The organism is Pseudomonas cuatrocienegasensis (assembly GCF_900110925.1).
In the GTDB taxonomy this organism is placed as follows: Bacteria; Pseudomonadota; Gammaproteobacteria; order Pseudomonadales; family Pseudomonadaceae; genus Aquipseudomonas; species Aquipseudomonas cuatrocienegasensis.
In genome coordinates, this window is the sequence record NZ_FOFP01000012.1 from 31,680 (window position 1) to 56,426 (window position 24,747).

26 protein-coding genes and 1 pseudogene are annotated in these 24,747 nt (G+C 59.5%); 3 read left to right on the plus strand and 24 right to left on the minus strand.

The window, feature by feature from the left end; translation table 11 throughout:
• Positions 1–127 precede the first annotated feature (127 nt).
• Positions 128–859 carry a substrate-binding periplasmic protein gene (locus tag BMW49_RS16435; protein ID WP_069520957.1) on the plus strand — a complete coding sequence of 244 codons (732 nt, stop codon included), beginning with the start codon at positions 128–130 and terminating at the stop codon, positions 857–859.
• Positions 860–1,062: 203 nt separating this feature from the next.
• Here BMW49_RS16435 and BMW49_RS16440 read toward each other — a convergent pair whose 3' ends face one another.
• The 18 genes from BMW49_RS16440 to BMW49_RS16520 all read right to left on the minus strand — a co-directional run bounded on the left by BMW49_RS16440 (position 1,063) and on the right by BMW49_RS16520 (position 15,768).
• A complete protein-coding gene (locus BMW49_RS16440) occupies positions 1,063–2,298 on the minus strand; it encodes a diguanylate cyclase domain-containing protein (RefSeq protein ID WP_069520954.1) in 1,236 nt (411 codons plus the stop codon).
• Between the two features lie 38 nt (positions 2,299–2,336).
• On the minus strand, positions 2,337–3,716 hold the full coding sequence (gene dbpA, locus BMW49_RS16445; protein ID WP_083251813.1) for an ATP-dependent RNA helicase DbpA: 1,380 nt from the start codon (positions 3,714–3,716) through the stop codon (positions 2,337–2,339).
• An 81-nt stretch (positions 3,717–3,797) separates the two neighbouring features.
• Positions 3,798–5,222, minus strand: coding sequence for a multidrug transporter subunit MdtD (gene mdtD, locus BMW49_RS16450; RefSeq protein ID WP_069520952.1), 1,425 nt, complete (start codon positions 5,220–5,222; stop codon positions 3,798–3,800).
• Between the two features lie 163 nt (positions 5,223–5,385).
• Positions 5,386–5,850: an REP-associated tyrosine transposase gene (locus BMW49_RS16455; RefSeq protein WP_069520950.1), complete on the minus strand. Its 465-nt coding sequence runs from the start codon at positions 5,848–5,850 to the stop codon at positions 5,386–5,388.
• Positions 5,851–5,996: 146 nt separating this feature from the next.
• The gene (betA, locus tag BMW49_RS16460; protein ID WP_069520946.1) at positions 5,997–7,694 is read right to left on the minus strand and encodes a choline dehydrogenase; all 1,698 of its coding nucleotides are present in this window, start codon (positions 7,692–7,694) and stop codon (positions 5,997–5,999) included.
• Positions 7,695–7,855: 161 nt separating this feature from the next.
• Positions 7,856–9,328: a betaine-aldehyde dehydrogenase gene (betB, locus tag BMW49_RS16465; protein ID WP_069520943.1), complete on the minus strand. Its 1,473-nt coding sequence runs from the start codon at positions 9,326–9,328 to the stop codon at positions 7,856–7,858.
• Positions 9,329–9,675: 347 nt separating this feature from the next.
• Positions 9,676–10,266: a transcriptional regulator BetI gene (betI, locus tag BMW49_RS16470; protein ID WP_069520941.1), complete on the minus strand. Its 591-nt coding sequence runs from the start codon at positions 10,264–10,266 to the stop codon at positions 9,676–9,678.
• Positions 10,267–10,402: 136 nt separating this feature from the next.
• Positions 10,403–11,092, minus strand: a complete 690-nt coding sequence (locus BMW49_RS16475) for an L-2-amino-thiazoline-4-carboxylic acid hydrolase (protein WP_069520939.1) — start codon at positions 11,090–11,092, stop codon at positions 10,403–10,405.
• Between the two features lie 34 nt (positions 11,093–11,126).
• Positions 11,127–11,669: a DinB family protein gene (locus BMW49_RS16480; RefSeq protein WP_069520937.1), complete on the minus strand. Its 543-nt coding sequence runs from the start codon at positions 11,667–11,669 to the stop codon at positions 11,127–11,129.
• A 24-nt stretch (positions 11,670–11,693) separates the two neighbouring features.
• Entirely contained in the window at positions 11,694–12,002 is a 309-nt protein-coding gene (locus tag BMW49_RS16485; protein ID WP_069520935.1) for an NIPSNAP family protein, read from the minus strand.
• Between the two features lie 45 nt (positions 12,003–12,047).
• Positions 12,048–12,209, minus strand: a complete 162-nt coding sequence (locus tag BMW49_RS16490) for a DUF2986 domain-containing protein (protein ID WP_069520933.1) — start codon at positions 12,207–12,209, stop codon at positions 12,048–12,050.
• Between the two features lie 180 nt (positions 12,210–12,389).
• Positions 12,390–12,692: a hypothetical protein gene (locus tag BMW49_RS16495; protein ID WP_069520931.1), complete on the minus strand. Its 303-nt coding sequence runs from the start codon at positions 12,690–12,692 to the stop codon at positions 12,390–12,392.
• A gap of 101 nt (positions 12,693–12,793) precedes the next feature.
• Entirely contained in the window at positions 12,794–13,102 is a 309-nt protein-coding gene (locus BMW49_RS24595; RefSeq protein WP_139133844.1) for a hypothetical protein, read from the minus strand.
• 155 nt (positions 13,103–13,257) lie between these two features.
• Positions 13,258–13,755, minus strand: a complete 498-nt coding sequence (locus BMW49_RS16500) for an RDD family protein (protein WP_069520929.1) — start codon at positions 13,753–13,755, stop codon at positions 13,258–13,260.
• A gap of 139 nt (positions 13,756–13,894) precedes the next feature.
• Positions 13,895–14,395, minus strand: a complete 501-nt coding sequence (locus tag BMW49_RS16505; RefSeq protein WP_083251811.1) for a metal-dependent hydrolase — start codon at positions 14,393–14,395, stop codon at positions 13,895–13,897.
• A gap of 86 nt (positions 14,396–14,481) precedes the next feature.
• The gene (locus BMW49_RS16510) at positions 14,482–14,805 is read right to left on the minus strand and encodes a low molecular weight protein tyrosine phosphatase family protein (protein WP_069520927.1); all 324 of its coding nucleotides are present in this window, start codon (positions 14,803–14,805) and stop codon (positions 14,482–14,484) included.
• 77 nt (positions 14,806–14,882) lie between these two features.
• On the minus strand, positions 14,883–15,191 hold the full coding sequence (locus BMW49_RS16515; RefSeq protein WP_069520924.1) for a hypothetical protein: 309 nt from the start codon (positions 15,189–15,191) through the stop codon (positions 14,883–14,885).
• 76 nt (positions 15,192–15,267) lie between these two features.
• Entirely contained in the window at positions 15,268–15,768 is a 501-nt protein-coding gene (locus tag BMW49_RS16520) for a YcxB family protein (RefSeq protein WP_069520917.1), read from the minus strand.
• Between the two features lie 146 nt (positions 15,769–15,914).
• Here BMW49_RS16520 and BMW49_RS25180 point away from each other — a divergent pair.
• Together BMW49_RS25180 and BMW49_RS16525 are read left to right on the plus strand one after the other, a co-directional pair.
• A pseudogene (locus BMW49_RS25180) lies at positions 15,915–16,241 on the plus strand (IS110 family transposase); the annotation flags it as partial.
• Positions 16,214–16,957: an IS110 family RNA-guided transposase gene (locus BMW49_RS16525; protein ID WP_244168366.1), complete on the plus strand. Its 744-nt coding sequence runs from the start codon at positions 16,214–16,216 to the stop codon at positions 16,955–16,957. The pseudogene BMW49_RS25180 and the gene BMW49_RS16525, both read left to right, overlap by 28 nt.
• Before the next feature lie 271 nt (positions 16,958–17,228).
• Here BMW49_RS16525 and BMW49_RS24600 read toward each other — a convergent pair whose 3' ends face one another.
• From BMW49_RS24600 to BMW49_RS16550, 6 genes are all read right to left on the minus strand, one after another.
• On the minus strand, positions 17,229–17,747 hold the full coding sequence (locus tag BMW49_RS24600; protein WP_139133843.1) for a hypothetical protein: 519 nt from the start codon (positions 17,745–17,747) through the stop codon (positions 17,229–17,231).
• 1,034 nt (positions 17,748–18,781) lie between these two features.
• A complete protein-coding gene (locus BMW49_RS16530) occupies positions 18,782–19,633 on the minus strand; it encodes a glycine betaine ABC transporter substrate-binding protein (RefSeq protein WP_069520914.1) in 852 nt (283 codons plus the stop codon).
• Positions 19,634–19,961: 328 nt separating this feature from the next.
• Positions 19,962–20,906 (minus strand): choline ABC transporter substrate-binding protein, encoded by a 945-nt coding sequence (locus tag BMW49_RS16535; protein WP_069520912.1) that lies wholly within the window; start codon positions 20,904–20,906, stop codon positions 19,962–19,964.
• Positions 20,907–20,935: 29 nt separating this feature from the next.
• The gene (locus BMW49_RS16540; RefSeq protein ID WP_069520910.1) at positions 20,936–21,814 is read right to left on the minus strand and encodes an ABC transporter permease; all 879 of its coding nucleotides are present in this window, start codon (positions 21,812–21,814) and stop codon (positions 20,936–20,938) included.
• Positions 21,807–23,012 (minus strand): quaternary amine ABC transporter ATP-binding protein, encoded by a 1,206-nt coding sequence (locus tag BMW49_RS16545; RefSeq protein ID WP_069520908.1) that lies wholly within the window; start codon positions 23,010–23,012, stop codon positions 21,807–21,809. The genes BMW49_RS16540 and BMW49_RS16545 overlap by 8 nt, the downstream gene beginning before the upstream one ends.
• Before the next feature lie 767 nt (positions 23,013–23,779).
• The gene (locus BMW49_RS16550; RefSeq protein ID WP_069520906.1) at positions 23,780–24,694 is read right to left on the minus strand and encodes a choline ABC transporter substrate-binding protein; all 915 of its coding nucleotides are present in this window, start codon (positions 24,692–24,694) and stop codon (positions 23,780–23,782) included.
• Positions 24,695–24,747: the final 53 nt, after the last annotated feature.

Sequence of the window (24,747 nt, forward strand, 5' to 3'; positions counted from 1 at the left end):
GAACAGCCCCTACTCTACTTCGGTAGGCCAGTGGCCTGCCTACCAGCTGTCCCAGCAGTGCGCCGTGCGGTCGTGGTGTGCTGAACGGTATCGTCGATGTGCTTCCATTGCCTTCAAACGGTCCTGCATGAACGAGCTGCGTGCCCTGATATTGACTCTGATGCTTCTGCCGCTGAGTGGCGCAGCCGAGATTCTGCGCCTGGTGGCTGATCCCTGGCCGCCCTTCACCGGCAAGCACTTGCCCCGCAACGGCCTGGCTAGCGATCTGGTGACCACGGCGCTGAACCGCGCCGGTTATGTCACCCGCTATTTTGAGGTGCCCTGGGAACGGGCGATTCGCGGCCTGCAACGCAACGAGTACGATGTGCTGGTCGACGCCTGGTTCAGCGAGGAGCGCGCTGAATTCGGCCACTTCTCGCAACCCTATCTGATCAACCGTATTCGCTTTCTGCAGCGCAAGGGTACCGGCATCACCTTTGAACAGCTGAGTGATATCTACCCCTACTCGATTGCGGTGGTACGTGGCTACGCCTATGGGCCGTCATTCGATCAGGACGCGCGCTTGCGCAAGGTCAGCGTTACCGACTTCCCGATTGCCGCGCGCATGCTGCACGCGCGGCGGGTGCAACTGACCCTTGAAGACGAACTGGTGGCCCGCCATCACCTGGGGCGTGACATGGACGGTATTGGCGATGAGCTGGAGTTCTTGCCACAGCCTCTGAGTGAGAACGGCCTGCACGTACTGGTCAGCCGCCAGCACCCGGAGCATCAGAAGATAGTTGCGGCATTCGATGTGGCCATCGAGGGCATGCGTGCCGACGGCACCTACGAGCGGATCATGCGCCGCCACGGGCTTTAGACAATCCTTGAGCAGGCTAGGGGCTGTTGCCCAAACATTCGCAGGCGCGTCGCTCTCGGCGCGGGCTTTTGGATAGGTCTACGAGAGCACTGGATGGCCACTATTCGCCGCGGGGCGCGGCTCCTACGCGAAGCATCGACGCCGTGCAGCAGGCCCTAGATCAATAACAGCTGTGGGCGCTGGTGCGCGGGCGCACCCTACAATCACTGCCAGTGCGTGCGGCCACGGCCGTCTCGTTTAGCCTGGTAGAGGTGATGGTCGGCCTTTTGCAGCAACTGCTCCAGGTCATCGGTCGCACTCTGGGAAATGCCTGCGCTAAATGATAGCGCGGGCGCCCCGGCGGCATAGCGCAGGCCGGCGCACTGCTTACGCAGGTGGTCGAGGGCCTGGGCCAGGGTGCCGCTATCATCGGTGCAGAGCAGGGCGAATTCTTCGCCGCCCAGACGCCCGGTCAGGGCCTGTGGAAAGGCGCTGCTCAGGGCGCGGGCGAACAGGGTCAGTGCCGCATCACCACTGGCATGGCCGTACTCATCGTTGATGCGTTTGAACAGATCCAGGTCGAGCATTGCCACGCATACCGTTTGCCCGGCCTCTTGGGCCTGGGCGATCTGTTGCATGCCTTGCTCGTAGAATGCGCGGCGGTTGTACAGGCCGGTCAGCGCGTCGAACAGCGCGGCTTGCTTGAGCGCGCGCATCAGGTCACGGCGCTCCAGGGTAGTGATCACCCGGCAGTTGAGCTCTTCTGCGCAGAACGGTTTGCGCAGAAAGTCATCGGCGCCGTGCTTGATAAACAGGGCACTGAGTGAGCCCTTGGTGTCGGCCGAGAGGCCGATGATCGCCAGTTCGGTGCGGCGCAGTTTCTGGCGCAGTATCTTGACCAGCTCGAAGCCGCTGGTGCCCGGCATGCTGTGGTCGACCACCAGCAGGTCGATATCCGCCTGTTCCTTGAGAATACGCAGCGCCTCATCGCCGTCGTAGGCGTCGATGATCTGAAAGCGCTGCGGGGTCAGGACGTGGCGAATGTACTGGCGGGTTGCGGTGGAGTCGTCGGCGATCAGAATGCGTACCTGGCTGTTGCGCTCCAGGCGGTGCAGCAGGCGGAAGGCGTACTCGTAGGAGTACTGGCTTTCCTTGAGCACGTAGTCGACCACGCCCTTGAGCAGCAGCTCGTCGCGGCGCTGCTCATTGTAAGAGCCACTGAGCACGATACATGGCAGGCGGTACTGCATGACCAGGTCGACGCTTTCGCCGTTCGGGGCATCCGGCAGGTTGAGGTCGACAATGGCCGCGAAAAACAGCTCCGCCGAGGTATCCAGCAGCACCTCGGCTTCGGCCAGGCTGGCACAAAATACCGGCTCCAGGTCCGCTTCGCGGCGGAACAGGACTTCGAGAATTCTCAGCACCAGTGGGCTGTCTTCGATCACCAGGATATTGCGCATGACAGCTCCATCCGCTTCCGCGGCTTGCCTGCCGCTGTTTACAAGGTTCTGACGCGCAACGTACGGCCTTTGATCTTGCCTTCACTGAGGCACTTGAGCGCCTGCATGGCCACGACCCGCTCAACGGCTACATAAGCCTGGAAGTCGAAGATCGCGATCTTGCCGACCTGCGCGCCAGGAATGCCAGCTTCACCTGTCAGTGCGCCAAGAATATCGCCTGGGCGCAGTTTGTCCTTGCGCCCAGCGCCTATGCAAAGAGTAATCATAGATGGCTGCAACGGTGCACCACCCTGATGTTTCAAACTGCTCAGCGGATGCCAGTTGAGCGGCGCCCGTTGCAGGGTTTCGATGGCCTGGGCGCGGTGGGCTTCGGCTGGAGCCACCAGGCTCATGGCCAGGCCCTTTTCGCCGGCCCGACCGGTACGGCCAACGCGGTGAATATGGATTTCCGAATCGCGCGCCAGCTCGACGTTGATCACCATGTCCAGGGCATCGATATCCAGGCCGCGGGCCGCCACATCGGTGGCCACCAGGACCGACAGGCTGCGGTTGGCAAACATTGCCAGCACCTGGTCGCGGTCGCGTTGCTCCAGGTCACCGTTCAGTGCGGCGGCCGAGATGCCTTTGGCGGTCAGGTGGTCGACCACTTCCTGGCACTGCTGCTTGGTAAAGCAGAAGGCCACGCAGGACTGCGGGCGGTAGCAGTTGAGCAGCTTGACCACCGCGTCCATGCGCTCTTCTGGGGAGATTTCGTAGAAGCGCTGCTCGATTTGCGTGTCGTCGTGTAGGGCTTCAGCCTTGACCTGCTGCGGGTCGCGCATAAAGGTCGCGGACAACTGTTTGATCCCGGCCGGGTAGGTGGCGGAGAACAGCAGGGTCTGCCGACGCGTCGGGGTCTGGCTGATGATCTCGGCGATGCTGTCGTAGAAGCCCATGTCGAGCATGCGGTCGGCTTCGTCGAGCACCAGGGTATTCAGACCGTCGAGCTTGAGGGTGCCCTTGCTCAGGTGCTGCTGGATGCGCCCCGGGGTGCCGACGATGATCTGCGCGCCGTGCTCCAGGGAGCCGATCTGCGGACCGAAGGGCACACCGCCACACAGGGTCAGAATCTTGATGTTGTCGGCCGAGCGCGCCAGGCGCCGCAGCTCCTTGGCCACCTGGTCGGCCAGCTCACGGGTCGGGCAGATCACCAGCGCCTGACAACCGAAGAAGCGCGGGTTGAGCGGGTTGAGCAGGCCGATGCCGAAGGCGGCAGTCTTGCCGCTGCCGGTCTTGGCCTGGGCAATCAGGTCCATGCCCTTGAGCATGACCGGCAGGCTCTGGGCCTGAATCGGGGTCATCTCGGTGTAGCCGAGGGACTCGAGGTTGGCCAGCATGGCGGCGGAGAGGGGCAGGGAAGCGAAAGCAGTTTGGGTCACGGAAAAGGCCTGGAGGACGCGAGCAAGGCTGCAGTGTAGCAGGCCGTCGCCCGCTGCTGGCGGGCGATCGGCCTGGCGGCGTCAGTCCGGGGTGTCGTCGACTCGGCGGCTGCTGCGGCCGTCCTCCGGGCTCAACTGCAGGAAGATACCTGCGGCGAGCATCGACAGCAGGCCGACGCACAAGAAGGTTGCCTGGAACGCGCCCAGCACAGAGCCGTCCGCGCTGCCGGCAGGCGGGGTGAAGCCGCTGAGCAACGCGGCGGCAGCGGCAATCCCCAGGCTCATCGACAGCTGCACCACCACTGACAACAAGCTGTTGCCACTGCTGGCCTCGTTGTCGCGCAGGTCGATCAGGGTCACGGTATTCATCGCGGTGAACTGCAGGGAGTTGAACGCGCCGATCAGCCCCAGGTGGATCAGCAGCCAGGCCTGGGAGGTGCTGCCATCGACCAATGCCATGCTGGCGATCAGCGCGCCAAGCAGCAGGGTGTTGCCGGTGAGGATGCGCCGGTAGCCGAGGCGGTCGATCAAGGGTTTGGCCAGCGGCTTCATGGCCATGGCGGCCAGCGCCAGGGGGATCATGCTCATGCCGGCCTGGGCCGGCGAGTAGCCCAGGGCCAGTTGCAGCAGCAGCGGCACCAGAAACGGCAAGGCGCCGCTGCCCAAACGGGCGAACAGGTTGCCGAGAATGCCCACGGCAAAGGCGCGGGTGTGAAACAGCGCCGGGGCGAACAGCGGCGACGGCGTGCGCCCGGCACGTAACCAGTAGGCCGCGAGGCAAGCCAGGCCGGCAATCAGCAACACTACTACGCGCACCGGCGGCAGGTGCAACTCGCCGAGGCCTTCCAGGGCGATGGTGATCAGCAGCATGGCCGCGCCAAACAGGATAAAGCCGGGCGCATCGAAGCGCGTGCGCTCCGGCCCGCGCAGGTCCGGCATAAAACGCAGGGCGGCCCAGCAGCCGAGCACGCCGACCGGCAGGTTGATCAGGAAGATCCAGTGCCAACTGGTGTACTGCACGAGCCAGCCGCCTAGCGTCGGGCCGATCAGCGGGCCGAGCAGGCCGGGCAGGGTGATAAAGCTCATGATCCGCACCAGCTCCGAGCGCGGGTAGGCGCGTAGCACCACCAAACGCCCGACCGGCATCATCAGCGCCCCGCCCAGGCCTTGCAGCACGCGGGCACCGATCAGTTGGCTAAGCGAGTGCGACAGCGCGCAGAACAGCGAGCCCAGGGTGAACAGCACGATGGCGCCGAAGAAAATCCGCCGCGTGCCGAAACGGTCGGCGATCCAGCCCGAGGCGGGAATCAGCAGGGCCACGGTGAGCATGTAGGCAATCACCACCGACTGCATGCGCAGCGGGTCCTCGGCCAGGTCGCGGGCCATGCTCGGCAGGGCGGTATTGAGAATGGTGCCGTCCAGCGTCTGCATAAAAAAGGCGATCGCGACGATCCAGGGCAGCAAGCGGGCAGTGCGGGGATCGAGCAGTGAAGGCGTGTTCTGCATGGGGCGTCCTGCTGTGGCGGGCGGGTGTGGCCGTGCAGCCATTATCGCTGGCTGCGCTTTTGTTCGATGGCTCTATCGCGAATAAATTCGCTCCTACACCTGGTATCCATACACGGACGCCACACCCTGTAGGAGCGAATTTATTCGCGATCGATTTCAAGGCCTACACCCAGATCGCATCCCAATGCGGATAGTCCGCCATGTGCTGCACCAACCCGGCCCTGAGCGGGTTGGCCACGATATACCGGGCCATGGCGCGCACATCATCCTCATCGCGCACGGCCCGGTCATGGTAGCCAGGCTGCCATACACGGCCATGCAAGGCATGTTGCCGATTGATAGCCTGAGCGCTGCGCGCCTTGAGTCGCTTGGCCAGGCGCGCCAGCCCGCCATGTTCCAGGGTCACCAGCCAATGCAGGTGATCGGGCATCACTACCCATGCCAAGGAACTGGCCAGCCCCTCTACCGTGCAACGGCGCATTTCCTGGATCAGCAGGCGCGAGGTGGCAAAGTCCAGAAACAGCGGGCGGCGGTCGGCGGTGACGGTGGTAATCAGGTAGCTGCGTCCCGCCTCGGAAAAGCGGCCGGCACGTAAATTACGGGCGTGGGGAGAGAGATCGGCTGGCATTCCATTGCCTCCTTTTCGGTCGATCCAGAAACCCTAGTTCAGACCGAAAAGCATCGCGAATAAATTCGCTCCTACAGATTGCAGCTTCGCGAGTGATTCCGGCGCGCGTTGTTGGAGCGAAGGGGGCGTGCAGCGCCCCCTTTGGCTCAGGCCACAGACACCGAACGCTGCGGCGTCTGCCGCACGGGGGCGTTGCCGGCCACGTAGTAAGGCGCGCTGCTGCGTGGCAGCGGGGTGAGGCCACGGATCTTATCGGCGATCTTCTCCGCCATCATGATGGTCGGCGCGTTGAGGTTGCCGGTGACGATCAGCGGCATGATTGAAGCATCGACCACACGCAAACCTTCAAGCCCATGCACGCGGCCCTGGCCGTCGACCACCGCCATGTCGTCTTCGCCCATCTTGCAGGAGCACGAGGGGTGATAGGCGGTTTCCGCGTGCTCGCGGATAAACGCATCCAGCTCGGCATCGCTCTGGCAGGCGCTGCCAGGGCTCAACTCACGCCCCCGATAAGGGTCGAGCGCCGACTGCGCCATGATCTCGCGGGTCAGGCGGATGCCGTCGCGGAACTCCTGCCAGTCCTGCTCGCTGCTCATGTAGTTGAACAGGATGCTCGGGTGCTGGCGCGGATCGCGGGAGGTCAGGCGAATACGCCCACGGCTCGGCGAGCGCATGGAGCCAACGTGGGCCTGGAAGCCGTGTTCGTTGACCGCGTTGCTGCCGTTGTAATTGATCGCCACCGGCAGGAAGTGGTATTGCAGGTTGGGCCACCCGAACTCGGCGCGCGAGCGGATAAAGCCGCCGGCCTCGAACTGGTTGCTGGCGCCGACGCCGCTGCCGAGGAACATCCATTCGGCGCCGATGGCTGGCTGGTTCCACCATTGCAGCGCCGGGTACAGCGACACTGGCTGCTTGCAGGCGTACTGCACGTACACTTCCAGGTGGTCCTGCAGGTTCTCGCCGACACCAGGCAAGTCATGCACCACCGGGATGTCGAGGCTGCGCAGTAGTTCGGCAGGGCCGACGCCGGAGCGCTGGAGGATCTGCGGTGAGGCAATCGCGCCGCTGCACAGCAGCACTTCGCGGCGCGCCCGGGCCTCGTTGACGGCGTTGCTCTCGCCCTTGAGGTAGGCGACGCCAACGGCGCGCTTGCCCTCGAACAGAATGCGGTCGGTCAGGGCATGGGTGACGATGGTCAGGTTCGGCCGCGCGCGGGCCTGGTCCAGGTAGCCGCGGGCGGTGCTGGCGCGTCGACCCTTGGGCGTGACGGTGCGGTCCATCGGGCCGAAACCTTCCTGCTGATAACCGTTGAGGTCGTCAGTGCGCGGGTAACCGGCCTGCACACCGGCCTCGATCATGGCATTGAACAGCGGGCTGTTGCCCGGCTTGGGCGTGGTCACGCTGACCGGGCCGTCGCCACCGTGGTAGGTGTTGGCGCCAATGTCGCGGGTTTCCGCCTTGCGGAAATACGGCAGGCAATCCAGGTAGCTCCAGTCCTGCAGGCCCTGTTCCTTGGCCCAGCCGTCGTAGTCCATGGCGTTGCCACGGATGTAGCACATGCCGTTGATCAAGGAAGAACCACCCAGGCCCTTGCCGCGCCCGCACTCCATGCGGCGGTTGTTCATGTGCGGCTCGGGGTCGGTCAGGTAGGCCCAGTTGTAGCGCCGGCCCTGCAGCGGAAAGGCCAGGGCAGCGGGCATCTGGGTACGGAAATCCAGGCGATAGTCAGGGCCGCCGGCTTCGAGCAGCAGCACGCTGACGTCTGCGTCTTCGCTCAAACGGGTGGCAAGCACGTTACCGGCCGAGCCGGCACCGATGATGATGTAGTCGAATTCTTGGGTCATGGGGCATTACCTGTAGCGGCCAGAGGGGAGGCGGCGATCAATCGGTAGGAGCGGATTTATCCGCGATGCTGTTCGCGGTTAAAACGGTTCGCCGCCCACGGGCGTGTGCTCAGCGCTGTAGGGTGGATGACGCGTGCGCCATCCACCTTTCGAGCAGGTCTCTAGAACACCGAGGCGTAATCGCCCATTTCCAGCTGCACCGACTTGATCCGCGTGTAGTGCGCCAGGGTGGTCAGGCCGTTCTCGCGGCCGACGCCGGACTGCTTGTAGCCGCCCACCGGCATCTGCGCCGGCGACTCGCCCCAGGTGTTGATCCAGCAGATGCCGGCTTCCAGCTTGTGGATAACCCGGTGCGCGCGGTTCAGGTCGCGGGTCACCAGGCCAGCGGCCAGGCCGTAGTCGGTGTCGTTGGCGCGGCGGATCACTTCGTCTTCGCTGTCGTAGACCAGAATGCTCATCACCGGGCCGAAGATTTCTTCGCGCACGATGGTCATGTCGTCTTTGCAGTCGGTGAACACGGTCGGTGCGACATAGGCGCCCTGGGCGTAGTCGCCATCGGTGACGCGCGCACCACCGATCAGCAGGCGTGCACCTTCTTCGCGGCCCTTGGCGATGTAGCCGAGCACGCTTTCCATGTGCGCAAAGCTGACCAGCGGGCCGAAATTGGTGGCGTCATCCTGCGGGTCGCCCAGGCGGATGCGTTTGACCCGGTCCAGCACCTTGGCCTCGAAGCGCGCCTGCAGCATGCGCGGCACGAATACGCGGGTGCCGTTGGTGCACACCTGACCGGAACTGTAGAAGTTGGCCATCAGCGCGATGTCGGCGGCGCGGTCGAGGTCGGCGTCCTCGAAGATGATCAGTGGCGATTTGCCGCCCAGCTCCATGGTCACTTCCTTGAGGCTGGAGCTGGAGGCGCTGGCCATGACCTTCTTGCCGGTCACGGTGCCGCCGGTGAAGGAGATCTTCTCGATACCCGGATGCTCGGTAAGCCACTGGCCGACTTCGCTGCCGCTGCCGGTGAGCACGTTGAACACGCCATCCGGCAGGCCGGCGGCGGTGTAGATCTCGGCCAGCTTGAGGGTGGTCAGCGAGGTTACTTCACTGGGTTTGAAGATCATCGCGTTGCCGGCGGCCAGGGCCGGGGCGGACTTCCACAGGGCGATCTGGATCGGGTAGTTCCAGGCACCGATACCGGCCACCACACCCAGCGGCTCGCGGCGGGTGTAGGCGAAGCTGGTGTCGCGCAGCGGGATCTGCTCGCCCTCGATGGCGGGGATCAAACCGGCGTAGTACTCCAGCACGTCGGCGCCGGTGACGATGTCGACGTAGCGGGTTTCGGACAGCGGCTTGCCGGTGTCGAGGGTTTCCAGCTCGGCCAGCTCATCGTTGCGCTCACGCAGAATGTCCACGGCCTTGCGCAGAATGCGCGAACGCTCCATGGCGGTCATCGCCGCCCAGACCTTCTGCCCTTCGGCGGCACTGGCCACGGCCCGCTCCACATCGTCCTGGCTGGCGCGCTGCACCTGGGCGAGCACCTCGCCATTGGCCGGGTTGATGGCGTCGAAGGTCGCGCCGCTGGTGGCGTTGACGTAACGACCATGGATATAGAGCTGCTGTTCGGCAAAACGGGGCATAAGGCCTCCTCGTAATCGGATGGCGACACAGCCGCGCAGGCGGTGCCGGGGAGGGAAAGTACCGACAAGGCTAAGCAATTTTAATTGAACGATCAATCAACAAAAACGACAAGGCGCAGCCAAACACGACACGCAGGCCCATGATCAGGGGGGATGCGGGCGAGGTGTTGCGGGATGTGTCGGGGCTGGGTTTGGCGGGGAATGCTGCGTTAGAACGAACACTGCGGTCCCGTAGGAGCGAATTTATTCGCGATGCTTTCAGCGTGCTCAAGACCTATCGCGAATAAATTCGCTCCTACACCCGCCTTCAACACCGCGAACAAAGGCAGGTACCTCTATCTCGGCCGCTAGTCAGCCTTGGCCAAGTGCATATCAAGGTATTCATAGGCGATTTGCAGCGCCTGGCGGGTGTCGAAGGCTTCCCCCGACAGCGCGCCGCGCAGCCACAGACCATCGACCAGCGCGGCCAGGCCACGGGCTGCCTGGCGCGCCTGGTCTTGTGGCAACACCCGGCGGAACTGGCCGCACAGGTTGGAGTAGAGGCGGTGATCGTTGATCCGCTGCAGGCGGCGCAAGGCCGGCTGGTGCATGCTGGTGGCCCAGAACGCCAGCCAGGTCTTCATCGCCGGGCCGCTGACCTGGGTTTCGTCGAAGTTGCCGGCGATGATCGCGCGCAAATGCGCCCGCGGCGTGTCCTCGCGCAACACTGTGCGGCGTGCGCGCACGGCGGCACTCAGGGCTTGCATGAGGTGGCGCATGGTCGCTTCGAGCAGGCCGTTCTTGTCCTTGAAGTAATGGCTGATGATGCCATTGGACACCCCGGCAAGCCGCGCGATATAGGCAATGCTGGCGTCACTCATGCCGACCTGGTCGACCGCTTCGAGGGTTGCCGCGATCAACTGCGAGCGGCGGATGGGTTGCATGCCGACCTTGGGCATCTGCGTCTCCGTTGAAACGGGAGGGTCCCGGAATGGGCGCAGTCTAGGCCGGTAGTTGTTGAACGATCAATCAAACATGACGATCCAGGGATGACCTGTCGGTCGCAGGCCTGCTGCTGCGCAACGGCCCGCGCCGCTAGTTTCCAACCTGATCAGCGGGGGCTTTATCGTTGCTTGCGCCTTCTCGGGCAATCAGCTCGGCGGGCGGCACGCCAAAGCGGAAGTCGCAGTAAGCCGCGCCGCCGGCGAGGGTTTGCGTGCGCTGCAGAGTCACGCCCCAATCGCTGGCCATACGGTAATCCAGGCTGCATGCGGCAAAGTGAGTCAGCTCCGGCACGCCCTGGTCGCGCAAGTAACTGGCCAGCGGACACACCTGCACATTAAAGGCCACACCAGCAGTGGCGGGCAGGTTGCTGCGGCGAAAGGGGCGGGTAAACACCAGGCTGAATAGCACATCAAGCAGCCACTGGATGCGCACCTGCAAGCGGCGGCTGCGCAGGCGCGACGCTCTGAACGCCATGGCGCTGGCCGGGGCGAAGATCTGCCAGTTGATCTGCTTGATCCACTCGCCGGCTTGTTGTGGGCTAATACCCTGCTCCTGCAGGGCGCGGTACAGCGCGCAATCCCAATGCATATAGCGCAGCAGCAGATTCACCCCTGGCGAATGACGCACCCGCGTGCGTTGCAATTCACTTTGTATTTCCAGGGTTCTGGTCCACACCTCTGCCGCCTGGGTTGCCGGTAAACAAGCACACAGCTGCGTCTGCGCCGCCCGGCGGAAGGCGATGCGCGGACGATAAACCATCAGTAGGTCGAGTGGCTTCATCGGCTGTCTTGGCCCTGGCGGTTTGCTGCGCGCGTCAACGCGGATCAACGTCGGCAATCAACGCCAGCAAATCGGTTACGCCCACATCCTGCCCGGCCTGGAACAACAGCGTGCTCACCTGGCCGCGATGGTGGGTTTGGTGGTTGAAGAAGTGCAGCATCAGGCTGGCATAGGCGCGCTGCGCCGGCACGCCCTGCATATTGGCGTAGGCCAGCCCATACGCCAGGTCCGGCTCGCTCAGCGCGGCGACCCAGTCGCTGATGTGCCCGTCCAGTTCACCGCGCAACGCCTGCAATGGCGCGAGGGTGTCGAACAGTTGCTGGCCGAGGGCTTTAGGTTTGGGCGCCGTGGCCAGCGCCTGGCGCAGGGCGGTGCAGCCTGGGTGCTCGGCAAAGCGCGTCAGCCAGACAATATCGCCCGCTGCGATATGGTTCAGCGTGGCGAGGATGGACGGGAAAAACGCCCCGCGATCCAGCGCCAGCGCCTCGGGTGAAAGCTGGGCGGCCGCGGCATAGACCTTGTCGTTCATCCACGCGTTATAGCGGGCGAGTAACTGAAAGTGCGCGAGCTGGGACATGCGTTTCTCCTCGGCAGTGGCGCCTCAGGCATCAAGTACCGGGCGGAAAAAGCTGCGCTCATAACTGAGCACACACTGGGTGTCCTCGGCGTACTTGAACGCCGCCTGGCACTCGGCGTCGGCAAAGGATTGCAGCCGATACTGCTCGTACGCCGCCAGGCTGGGGAAGCTGAACATCGCCAGGCCGATATTGTTGGCGCCTTCCGAGGGCAGAAAGTAGCCATGGTGCGTGCCGCCAAACTTCGCCACCAGGGCAATCCAGAGTTTGCCGTAGTGCTCGAATTCCTTGAGTTTGCGCGGGTCAAGTACGTAGCGGATATGGCAGGTGATCATGGTGGTCCCTCAGGTTATGCCAATTGCTTTACTGGTTAAGCGCGATCAGCTCTCAGGCGCAATGCTGGAGTCGGGCTCGGCCTCGGCAGCCAGCTTCAAGCGGTCAGCCTTGCTGACGTAGGTGGACTTCTTCTTGGGCGCCAACTTGGCATTGGCCTTTTTGGCGTGCGCTTCAAGGAGCTGTTTGATTTTCTTGCGGCGGTTCATCTGCGCCTCGGTGAAGGTCGTACGGGCTGATAGGGAGCTATGGGCTAACATAATTGATTTGACGGTGTTGCGCCGAGCCAATGACGCGGATGCCCAAGGTTCTTGTGTAAACGATGATCAGTCCCTGTGCTTATTTGCCCATGAACCAATACCTGCTATTTCTATATAAGTTAACGCTGGTTAGGTGAGCTGTTGCACAGTGAGAGGTGTTATTAAGCTGTTTGCTGTGGCTTGAATTGCAAGGCTTACAAAGATAATGCCAACTCCCTGAATAAACCCTGCTGTCTTATCAAGCATTTTGAGCGCAACAAAAAAAGCTGCGCACGCAAGCACGAATCCGCCTATGCCTGGAATGAGGTTGGTTGTCAGGATGGGGATAAAGGTGAGTACCGTTACGCCCAGTAGGCCGATATCAAGTTTCAGCAGTTTTACACCTGCAAAAATACCTGCGAACTGAAGGAGTAGAGAAAGAGGGAGTAGCATGTAGCGAGGTTTCCTTTCTGCTTTTAGATGATGGGTTATGTGTGATGCTGGGTAGGTGTATGGGGCGCGGATTTATTTCTTGTTTTGGTCACTGTCGCCCGTTATTTAGGGGGCAAGTCGGCATGGCTTGATTGACGTCTATTTACTTCATCAATCCTTTTCTCTGCCTGGGTCCTGACGGCCTCAATCCATACTTCATCGCTTGGATTTAATTCCGGGTAGGCTGCTACTGCTTTATTAACTGTTTCATCAAAAATGGCAGCCATTAATCGGGCGATAGGAAGTTTGATTTCTCTGTGCTGCTCGGCTGGAGTTTCTGCAAGAACCTCAATAAGCATGGAATTTAGTGCAGCGCAGGCATCAATGCCGCCATCCCTGAGCATACGTGCTGCGTTTGGCGTCAGTGGCATGGGTAACTCCTTGTGAGGTTTTATTTGGAATATGGCCGAGGGCAGGTCACGTGTTATTGAGGAAAGGAAAGATGTTTTTATTGGCACCTTATTAGTCGCAAAAACTGTCCCCTTATGTTGAGGGCCTGTAACTAGATCTGCCAGCTTTTAGTTTGTTAGTCTTCAACCACTTTGGTACCTGCAATGTAATCGTGTGCGCAGCGCTTCTGCTTGCCAAATATAAACAGTATATTTGCTATGGAAATGAACTGCCCTACAGCTGGTATTTGACCAGGTAGAAAGTATGCAGTATATCGCTTTATAAGGTGTTTTTTGAAGGTTGGTATCTCGCCATTCAAGTCAACAATTTTTATCCTTAATGCCTTTTTCCCAAGTGTTTGCCCGGATTTGATAAGTAAATTAGCGTTGATGGAGAAAAATATAGCTATACCCAGTGCCCCAATTAACAAGCTGTAGATTATAGGTGGGGAAGCTCCTTCAGATATTCCATCAAAGCCTCCGGTGAAAAACATGACGGGTACCGTTACGACCATTATCGTAAGGGCGTCTATCAGCGATGCCCCGAGCCTTTTCCATCTAGAGGCGGTTGCATTGTTTTTGTCAGTTGTTTCAAGTAGCTCTGATTGCGGTGGTGCATATATATTATCTTTCATGAAAGCTTTCCTTGGTTATATGATAACGCCTGCGTTTACGGCTGTTCTGGGAGCGTGAAGGGGGGTGTTTTTTAGGCTGTCGGCGGTCCATAAATAAATCTGTCCTCTTTCCGCGCCGAAGCGAACGATGTGAATGCTGTTAGGATTTGGCAGGTGTGGAACGCCATAAATAATAAGCCCAGCCTAATACTAGTATTTCAAGGACAAACGACCAATGCAAAATGAAATTTAACCACCAGGGCTTATAAATAGCCTCTACAGTGAAAATAGCGTAGGGTTTATCTATGAGTGGGGCGAACCACCAGATATCACCTACTATTGAATCTAACAGCATGTGAATGAATCCGCTAATTGAGAAAATTAGCGCGAGTGCTGCGCCTGGTTTATTTGTAGTGAGCTTGAGCCAAATGCTCGACGCTGCCAGGAGGCTCAGCCAAAGTACAGGGTAGTGCGGCCAGTATGTATGATGATGATTTTGTCTATTGTCGATTAAGTAAAAATACAACATGTCAAAGTCCGGTGCTATTCCGCCAAGCACTCCGGCTAAGACAAAGAGCTTTGCGGATACTCCAGTATCTGCGAGCTGCTTTAACAGCAATTTCGCAGAAATATACCCAGCTGGCAGATGACCAATGAACATAAAGACCCTGACGATTAAGCTAAGGGCCGCGGAACGCGGTCCCAGCGAACGAAGTGAGCGCTCTGATCGCATTGTTAGGTGTGAACCTAAGCAAGAAACTGGGGTACTTTTTCTTTTAAAATTCGCACAAGTTCTTGATCCATATATTCATACTCATCCGGAATGCTCAAGCAAATAATGCTTTTCCCATTGATATGGGCTTTATAGCGTTTTTGAAGCTTCTCTCGATGGATTCTTTCCATTACCAGTATTTTATCCGCCCACTCGATTAACTCTGGGGTGATTGGATTCTCGGCGTCGTGATTGGTGCCTGCTGAGAGCACTTCTAATCCTGGTTCCAGAGAAAACACCTGTTCAGCCGTTGGGCTGCGAAGTTTATTCTGGCTGCATACGAAGAGGATGCGTTTCACGTAAAGCACCTAACGTTTGGTTAAGGGGCGGGCTTTAGCCCGTCCCAGTGAGCGCAGCGAACGGTTTGAACCACTAGTTAGGTGAGCGACTCAACCTGAACGCTGAAACCGATGAAGTGCAAGATAGTACCTTCTCCTGGTTCGTTCCCGTCAGACCACCATTGCTCGCTATGTCTGAAGTTTTTATCACCAGAATATTCGTCGCGGCCAAATGACCATTTGTTTTTATTCAGTTCGTTAACTAGGTTTTCCACGTAGTAAATTAAGAAGTCAGCTAAATGGTCTTCGCCCTTGGCGACCTCGCATTCATATGTGTTCTTTAGTTTTAGATTTAGCTCTTCCTGTAAATTGAGAAGCGCTATGTAATCTGGTGTCATTCTTAGCATGGCTTCACCTAATGTTTGGTAAGGGGCCGGCTTTAGCCGGTCCTGAGTGAGCGAAGCGAACGGCTTGAATCACTAGTTAGGTTGCAACACCAACATTGCTTAGTAGCACGTTCTTGAGTTCGCTGATGGGGAAGCCATTTTCGCCAATACGGACTGGAAGGACATGATATATCTTTGGTGCAATATAGATAATTATGTATTCACTGTTCTCGCGCCATGCATAAATGTCTGGCCACTTTAGCATTGCGCTTCCGGTTTCGGTTTTAAATGATAACCCGTCAGCTGTTAACTCGACACTCATCTGCTTCTGCATTTGCCGATATTTTTTATAGTGCCGTTTTAGAAGGAATGGTACGACAAAAATTTTGAGCAGGAAGGGTAGTGTGACCGCACCTATGGCTGCGCCAATAAAAGCAGAGCCAATAACAATGTTTCCATTCAGTAGTGATGAAACTCCTGCCAAAACCAGCAAGCTATCGATAACTAAATGGACTATTTTTGTCTTCTTCGTGAGCTCGCCATTTAATTGGGCGCTCTTAACGTAGTCCTGCTCTGAGATTGCGAACAATACTGACATATTGACTTGTAACCTAGCATTTGGTTAAGGGGCGGGCTTTAGCCCGTCCCAGTGAGCGAAGCGAACGATTTGAATGCTGTAATGGACTCCCCCCGCGCCACCGTTCTATACCGAAATCGGTGTTGACTGAGAGTGGGAGAGTCGCGATGAAGCGTATTGCCGTTGATTTGGCCAAGTCCGTTTACCAGGTTGCCGAGAGTGTCCGTTCCGGCCAAGTGGTGCAGCGCAAGCGGCTGAACCGGGAGGCGTTTAGGCGATATATACAGGAGCAAACCGAACCGGTCGAGTGGGTGATGGAGGCCTGCGGCACGGCGCATTACTGGGGCCGCGTGGCGCAGTCGCTAGGGCATCGTGTGAAGCTGCTGCATCCGCGCTACGTAAGGCCTTACCGCCGTCGCAACAAGACCGACCGCAATGACTGCGATGCCATGCTGGAAGCGGCGCGTTGCACCGATATTCATCCCGTGCCGGTGAAAACCAATGTGCAGCAACAGCTGCAGCAGTTGCACGGGCTGCGCGAAACCTGGAAGAAAAGCGTACCCAGCGCATCAACCTGTTGCGCGGCATTTTGCGTGAAACGGGAATCGAAGCGCCTGCCTCGACTGCCGCGTTTATCCGGGCCGCCCATGAGCTGGTCGAGCGACCCGAACTGGCGCCCTTGAGCCATCAACTGCATATCGTCCTGGCGGAAATTAACCTGTATGAACAATGCATGGCTGAGTGCGAACAGCAGCTCAAATGCTGGCACGCTGATGATGAAGTGGTGCGCAAACTGGATGAAGTCAGCGGGCTTGGTCTACTGACGGCCAGCGCATTAACCGCCGCCGTCGGCAAGCCCGAGCGCTTTGCCAGTGGCCGTCAACTCAGCGCCTGGCTGGGCATGACGCCACGCGAGTTCAGCAGCGGCGAGCGTCGCAAGCTTGGCCATATCAGCCGACAGGGCAACGTCTATGTGCGCACGCTATTGATCCACGGCTCCCGAGCGGCGCTGCTGGCCGCGCAGCGATGCCAGACGCGCACGCCGGAGAAGCTGACGCAGTTACAACGCTGGGCCGTCGAGACGGCGGCGCGGATCGGCCACAACAAAGCGGCCGTGGCCCTGGCCAATAAACTGGTACGGATCTGCTGGGCGGTGTGGTGCCATGAACGGCGTTTTAGTGGTTATTGGCAAAGCATCAAGCCCGCCTGACGGCTGGAGTAATCAGAGAGGTGTGATGGTTTTCATGGGGTTGTGGTGAGCAGCAGCACTGTCGGAACAGGCGAGTCCTGCAGCGGAATAAGGCCGATAACAATCATGATCTGCGTGATCGATTGAACGCTTGGCCCCCGCTGCGCGAACTACAGAGTGGCCAGGGCCAAGCGCCCATCACAGGCCGGATATACGAATGCAACCGCGCTGACGACAGGTGCAGAAAGAGAAGCTTTGCTCACTACTTGTGGGGAGAGTCCATATACAATTGTTAGGCAGGTGCACGATTACGCCTACCAATTTTCCGCCACACTGGTGGCGATGGCATTTTCTCGCTACGAACTATGCGGCCGGTGGTTAGTTCAACAAAGGCAATAAGCATAGGGCCGTGCAGTGCGTTAAGTGGATGCTCGAAGATTTCTCGTTTTAGCTCAATGAGTTGTCCAGGCTCTAGTTTCACAGGCTCCTCGTCTAAAAATTCATAAATAGAGCTGTTATAACGCAAATTTGAGTAAAGGCGAGGTGATAGAAACGGCCTGCGAAGATGTTTAATGGCAAGAACCAAAAATGGGTAAGTGCAGCGCACTTTACAGGTGCGAATGTAAATCGTAGAACCGCTACGGTTTGTAACTATGACGGAGAGGGTGTCGGTGCTGGTTCCGTCAAAGTTCAGTGTGTAAGAAATTGATGTTTTTATTGGGAAAACAAGCCGATATGCCTTGTAGAGCAGTACAGCTGTTGCGCCGAAAATAGAAATTGCTCCGCAGATTTTCAGAAACTCATCAAACATGTCTCAACACCTGCCTAACGTTTGGTTAAGGGGCGGGCTTTAGCCCGTCCCAGTGAGCGAAGCGAACGATTTCAACCACTTGTTAGGGCTGAGACAGCTGTGAGTAGCATGCTCTTAGCCTTTGAATTGCGACGCTCATGGAATTTTGCTCAAGCTCCGTTGCCACGGAGTGAATAAACTCTCTGGCTTTTTCAAGAGGAAGCCCAATAATTTCAAAGGGTAGCCAGTCGTCATTTAATGCTTCCTCATATGCCTCGACTACATCTAAAAGATACCTCCCTTCTGATGTTTCCCGAAAGGTCCGATATGCCTCTGGAGAGGCAAGACGCTCTGCGAATTCTTGAATATGTATCGATCCTGGTATGTCAGGGGACTGCCACCGTATTGATGTGCAGATTTCTTTCGCTTCAGCGACTAAATGATGCTGAATCATATGAGCCCTAACAGTGATTAGACCGAATTCCTCACTAATCCATTATGAGAGAATTCCACATAACTACGCCGGCTATCCCCCGCGGCTCTTTAAAAATCTCTTTTATATCAATTGCATACCGATTACGCCCAATCCGACCACGTATTCGCGTGACTTCCACATTTCACGCAGCGACGCCGTACACGACTCGTCCGTGCTCGCAAAAAAGCCGGGCAGCGGTGTTGAGCCAGAATAGGAAGAAGGTGAGGGCGTTACGAGTATTGGGAAGGGCGTGTGGCGCATTCCAAGTTCCCTTTGGCTATGGCTTATTTCGCTGCTGGCATTTGGCCGGCTGGTTTGGTATCGACCATAGGCATTTACCGGGTAAACGGCAAGTGGGTTGTGTGGGGTGCCGGGGTTGCGCGTGTCGCGGTGAATATTAGGTGTCGGGAAAGGGTGGGCGGTTGGCTGTTTTGGTCGTGAGTTATGCGGTGTTTTTGGGATTTATCGCGAATAAAGGCTAGGCGCCCCCTTCGCTCCTACAGAGGCATGGCTTTTTAAACGGTTCAGCAACGACAAAGCGGGCCGTAGCCCGCTTTGTGTGTAACGCGAGTGCCTCGGCTTATTTAAGCCATTCAGCGACGCGCTCTGGGTTTTTGGCGATCCAGTCTTTGGCGGCGTCTTCCGGTTTGGCGCCCTCGCGGATGGCGAGCATCACGGCGCCGACTTCTTCGCCGCTCCAGGAGATTTTCTTGAGGAACGCGGCGGCTTCCGGTGCCTTGGTGGTCAGGGCCGGGTTGGCTACGGTGTCGACGTGTTCGTCATCGCCGAAGACTTTTTTCGGGTCTTCGAGGAAGCGCAGGTTCCACTTGGCGAACATCCAGTGTGGGATCCAGCCGGTGACGACGATGGCTTTTTTGTCGCGTTCGGCGCGGGTCAGGGCGGTGGCCATGGCCGGGCCGGAGCTTGGCATCAGTTTGATGCTGGCCAGGTTGTATTCCTTGATGGCCTCTTCGGTGCGGCGCATGACGCCGGCGCCGGCGTCTATGCCGGTGATTTTGCCGTCGAAGTCTTTGGCGTAGGTTTCCAGGTCGGCGATGGTTTTCGCTTCGACGTAGTCAGGCACGATCAGGCCGATTTTCGCGCCGGCGTAGTTGGTGCCGAGTACTTCGACCTTGTCTTTGAGTTTCTCGAAGTATTCACCGTGGGTGGCGGGCAGCCAGGCGGAGAGGGTGGCGTCGAGGTCGCCGCGGGCCACACCTTGCCACATGATGGCCGGCTCTACCGCTTGCAGGGTGACTTTGTAGCCGAGGCGGGTGGTGAGGATTTCGCCGGCGACGTGGGTGACCGCAACGCTGTCGTCCCAGCCGTTGACGTAGCCGATCTTCAGTTCTGGTTTGTCTGCGGCCATGACGGTGGACATGCCAAGCGCCAGGGCGGCGGCGCTAAGGCAGAGGGTTTTGAGTGTACGCATTTTTGGGTGTGCTCCATCAGTGAGTGGCAGTTCGTAAAGGGTTACTGGCTCGTTCTGACTGCGGGCCTTGCGGTGCTAGCCGTGGGTGACGGCGGAGGCCTTTTTTCGAGGTGATGCATGGGGCGGTTGTAGGAGCGAATTTATTCGCGAAGGGATTGCGAATATCGCGAATAAATTCGCTCCTACAGGGGTGTGTCACCCAGGCATCACCTTTTTCAACGCGCAGTCGCCCCCGCACTGGCGGCCGAAGCCACCAGCGTTGTGCTGCGGTAGGGAAGCGACTAGCGCTGCCCGCCGAGTGTTGGCTCGGCGGGCAGGTCAGGCTGGTTTAGAGCCCGACGTGTTTCTTCACGGCGGCAATGCCGTCCTGGCCGTCGAAGGTGGTGACGCCGGCCAGCCATTGTTCGAGGATCTGCGGGTTGGCTTTGATCCAGTTGCGAGCAACGGTCTGCGGGTCTTCCTTCTCCAGCACTTTTTCCATCAGCTGGCTTTCGATCTCGACGCTGAACTGCAGGTTGTTCAGCAGTTTGCCGACGTTGGCGCAGCGTGCCTGGTAGTCCGACGGGACCACGGTGTAAACCTTGGCGGCGCCGAAGTCCGGGCCGAAGACGTCATCGCCACCGGACAGGTAGGTGATGTCGTACTGGGTGTTCATCGGGTGTGGGGCCCAGCCGAGGAAGACCACCGGCTCTTTGCGCTTCACCGCGCGGGAGATCTGCACCAGCATGCCGGCTTCGCTGGACTCGACCATGCGGAAGCCGCCGAGGCCGTACTGGTCACCCTTGATCATGCCTTCGATCAGCAGGTTGCCGTCGTTGCCCGGTTCGATGCCGTAGATCTTGCCGCCGAGCTGGTCCTTGAACTTGGCGATGTCCTGGAAGCTTTTCAGGCCCGCTTCAGCTGCGTAGGTCGGGACGGCGAGGGTGTACTTGGCGCCTTCGAGGTTGGGTTTTTCCAGCACCTTGACGCCGTCGTTCTTGAGGAAGGGTTCGATGACGGCGTCCATCGACGGCGCCCAGTAGCCGAGGAAGACGTCGATCTGGCCTTTCTGCACGCCGGTAAAGGCGATCGGTACCGAAGCCATGATCTTTTTCGGCTGGTAGCCCAGGCCTTCGCTGAGGGTCATGGCGACGCCAGTGGTGGCAGCAATGTCGGCCCAGCCAATCTCCGCGAAGCGCACCTGTTGGCAGCTCGCCGGTTCAGCGGCCATGGCGCCCTGCGCCAGTGCGCAGGACAGCAGGCCTATGGCGGCGGTGGTCTTGATCATTTTCATCTGCGGTTCCCTGTGAAGTGAAAAAATGTTTACTGGCGCTGCAGTTTGCCGCTGAACCAGGCAACGATGCCGCTGCGGGCGGTCTGCTTGGTGCCAAAACTTTCAGTGATGCGGTCGAGGATGATCGCCAGCAAAACCACGGCCATGCCGCTCTCGAAGCCTAGACCGATGTCCAGGCGCTGGATACTCGCCAGCACATCGTTGCCCAGGCCACCGGCGCCGACCATGGAGGCGATGATCACCATCGACAGGGCCATCATGATGGTCTGGTTGACCCCGGCCATGATCGACGGCATGGCATTGGGCAGTTGTACCTTGAACAGCAGTTGGCGGCTGGTGCAGCCGAAGGACTGGCCGGCCTCGACGATTTCCTTGTTGACCTGGCGAATCCCCAGGCTGGTCAGGCGCACCGCCGGCGGCATGGCGAAGATCACCGTAGCGATGATGCCGGGCACGCGGCCGAGGCCGAAGAGCATGGCCGCCGGGATCAGGTAGACGAACGCCGGCATGGTCTGCATAAAGTCGAGGATCGGTCGGGTGATCATCGCTACGCGCTCGCTCTTGGCCGCCCAGATACCCAGGGGGATACCGAGCAGCAGGCTGATCAGCGTGGCGGAGAAGGTCAGGCCGAGGGTAACCACGGTCTGCTCCCAGAAGCCGGTCATGACGATGAGGATGAACGACACCGCGGTGAAGGCGGCGAAGCGCAAGCCGATGCGCCAGACGCCGAGGCCGACGAAGATGGCAATCAGCAGCCAGGCTGGCGGCAGCATGAGCAGGGCTTCGATGGCTTCGGAGAAGCCGGCGACCACGCTGCCGATGCTGTCGAAGGCGCCGCTGTAGTTGTCCAGCAGGTGCTGCACCACGTCGTTGACCCAGCTGCCCAGGTCGAGCTTTTTGTCACTCATGGGTTTCTCCCTGCAGGCGGGTCAGCAGGCGGCCCTTGCTGATGGCGCCACAGTAGTGGCCAGCGTGGTCGATCACCGGGATCGGTCCTTCGTTGTCCACCAGGCGGTTTATCACCTGGTCCAGGGGCATGTCTTCGCGCACCGGGTCGATGTTTTTCAGCACCTGGCTGTCGAGGCCGCAGGTTTCGCCGCCCTCGACCAGCAGGGCGATCTTCTCCAGGCTGATCGAGCCCTTGAAGTTGTTGTCCTCGTCGACGACAAAGGCGTAGTGCTTGTCCAGCGCCTGCAGCTCCTGGCACACGGTCTGGGCATCCGGCGCTTTGCCGTTGTGCACGTAGAGCGGCACGCTGTCGGCCATCAACTGGCCGGCGGTGAGGTAGCGGCTGGTGTCGACGGTGTCAAAGAAGTTGCGCACGTAGTCGTTGGCCGGGTTGTCGATCAACTCCTGCGGGGTGCCGACCTGGATCAGCTTGCCGCCTTCCATGATGCCGATACGGGTGCCGATGCGCATGGCTTCTTCGATGTCGTGGGAGACGAAGATGATGGTGCGGCGGTGGGTCTTCTGCAGCTCCAGCAGCACGTCCTGCATCTCGCGGCGCTTGAGCGGGTCGAGGGCGGAGAAGGCCTCGTCCATGATGATCATCGAGGGGTCCACGGCCAGGGCGCGGGCCAGGCCGACGCGCTGCTGCATGCCGCCGGACAACTCGTGGGGGTACTTGTGGGCGAAGGTGTCGAGGCCCACTTGCTTGAGCACTTCCATGGCGCGCTGCTCGCGCTCCTTCTTGCTCTTGCCGGCCACTTCGAGGCCGAAGGCGGCGTTGTCCAGCACGGTGCGCGAGGGCATCAGGGCGAAAGACTGGAAGACCATGCTCATGTCGCGCCGACGCAAATCGATGAGTTGCGCGGTGGGCAGCTTGGCGACGTTCTGCCCGTCAATGAAGACGTTACCGCCGCTCGGTTCGACCAGGCGGTTGATCAGGCGAATCAAGGTGGATTTGCCGGAGCCGGAGAGGCCCATAAGCACGAAGATTTCGCCTTCCTCGACGCTGAATGACACGTCGCTGACGCCGATCACCGCGCCTTTTTCGGCGAGGATGCGGTCTTTGCTCCAGCCCTGCTTGAGCAGGTCGATGGCTTCTTGTGGCTGTGGGCCGAAAACCTTGTAGAGGTTTTCGACCACGATTTTTCCAGACTGCATGGGAGTGTTCCCCTTCAGTACACAACCAGCCCCGTGATGCACGCCCCGACGTACGCAAACCGCGCATCCATCAGGTACTGCCCCCGGTTCTGCCTGTGTGGGTGTTTACGTGGTTCGAGATTAATCCGACGGTTTGGACAGCGTTCTGCTGGACAGCGTGGCGTGATCGGTCAGGCACACAGCGAGTGGCACGACGCAGCTCCTGACGGAGTACTGGCGTGGACATGATGAGCGGATAGACGAACCTTGCGTTGCCGTGGTGCAAACTGCTTTCCAAACCCTCTGGCAGTGTTACGAAACCCAGTCCCTGGGAATTTCACACCTCACTCCGAGGTGCGCGTACATCCGAAATTTCTTGTTCGACGCAGTCCGTGGCGGCTGCGCATTTATCTGTTCTTCGGTCCGGGGCGGTGAGCCCTGGTCTGTCGACCCTGCGGGTTGATCGGAGCGGGTTCTGCGCGGTGCCGGGTGGTGCGGATCCTTGAATTCGCGACCGCCTGGCGGCGTCTGTGCCCTGCTCTGCAATCGACCTGTTTTCGACAGCGACGAAATCGGCTGACTCAACGATATAGTCTTCGAACCGTCGCAATTGTCGGTTTGCGACGTTGACGTGTTACGCGACGACATACGGCCAGCCGGAAAAAACCATAACAGATAATTACCCCCCTTGGCCAAGGCGCAAAGCCGCGCCGGCCGTGGTTTGGCGCCTGCTGATCGGGCGCAGCGGTAGAGCTGGCGGGGGCTGTGGCGAGGCGATAAACGCTTGATCAGTTTTGCCCAACCGGGCTGCCATCACGCCGAGTGACGCCCACAAGCCAGCTCGCGCGGGCTTGCGGATTGGCCTTGAGCCAGGCTTTGGCCTCGCGGCGAGGGTTGGTGCTCTGGTTGAGAATGGCGCCCATCAGGTGGTTTTCCATCTCCAGGCTAAAGCGCAGATTGCGCAGCAGGCGGCCGATGTTCGGGCATTGCTCGGCGTAACCGGCACGCACATTGGTGTAGACGGTGGCGCCGCCGAAGTCGGGCCCGAAGTAGTCGTCCCCGCCGGCCAGGTATTGCATCTCGAACTGGTTGTTCATCGGATGCGGCGCCCAGCCGAGAAATACCACCCACTGGCGCAGGTGCTCGGCGCGTTTGACCTGGGCGAGCATGCTCGCTTCGCTGGACTCGACCAGGGTAAAGCTGCCGAGGCCAAAGGCGTTCTTGTCGATCATCGACTGAATCAGCTTGTTGCCGTCGTTGCCCGGCTCGATGCCATAGAGCTTGCCGCCCAGCTCCTTGTGATAGCGCGCCAGATCAGCGAAGTCGCGTACGCCGCCGTCGTAGGCCGCCTTGTTGACGGCCAGGGTGTACTTGGCGCCCTCCAGGTTGGCGCCCAGGGTTTGTACGCTGGCGTTGTCCAGATAGGGGCGAATGTCCGCCTCCATGCTCGGCATCCAGTTACCGAGGAACACGTCGATCTGCTTCTCCTGCAGCGCCTTGTACGTCTGCGGGACAGACAGTCGCTTGACCTGGGTGCGATAGCCCAGCTCGCTGAGCAGCACCCGGGCGACGGCCGTAGTGGCGGTAATGTCGGTCCAGCCCACATCGGCGAAGCGCACCTGATCGCACTCGGCGGGGTCTGCGGCCCAGGCGGTGGAGGTGGCGAGGGCGGTGGCCAACAGCAGGTTGAGGTGTCGGTTCATCGGCGTTTCCCAGGTCCGTGTGTGAGCGTACCTGCCGGGCAGCCGGCTGCCCT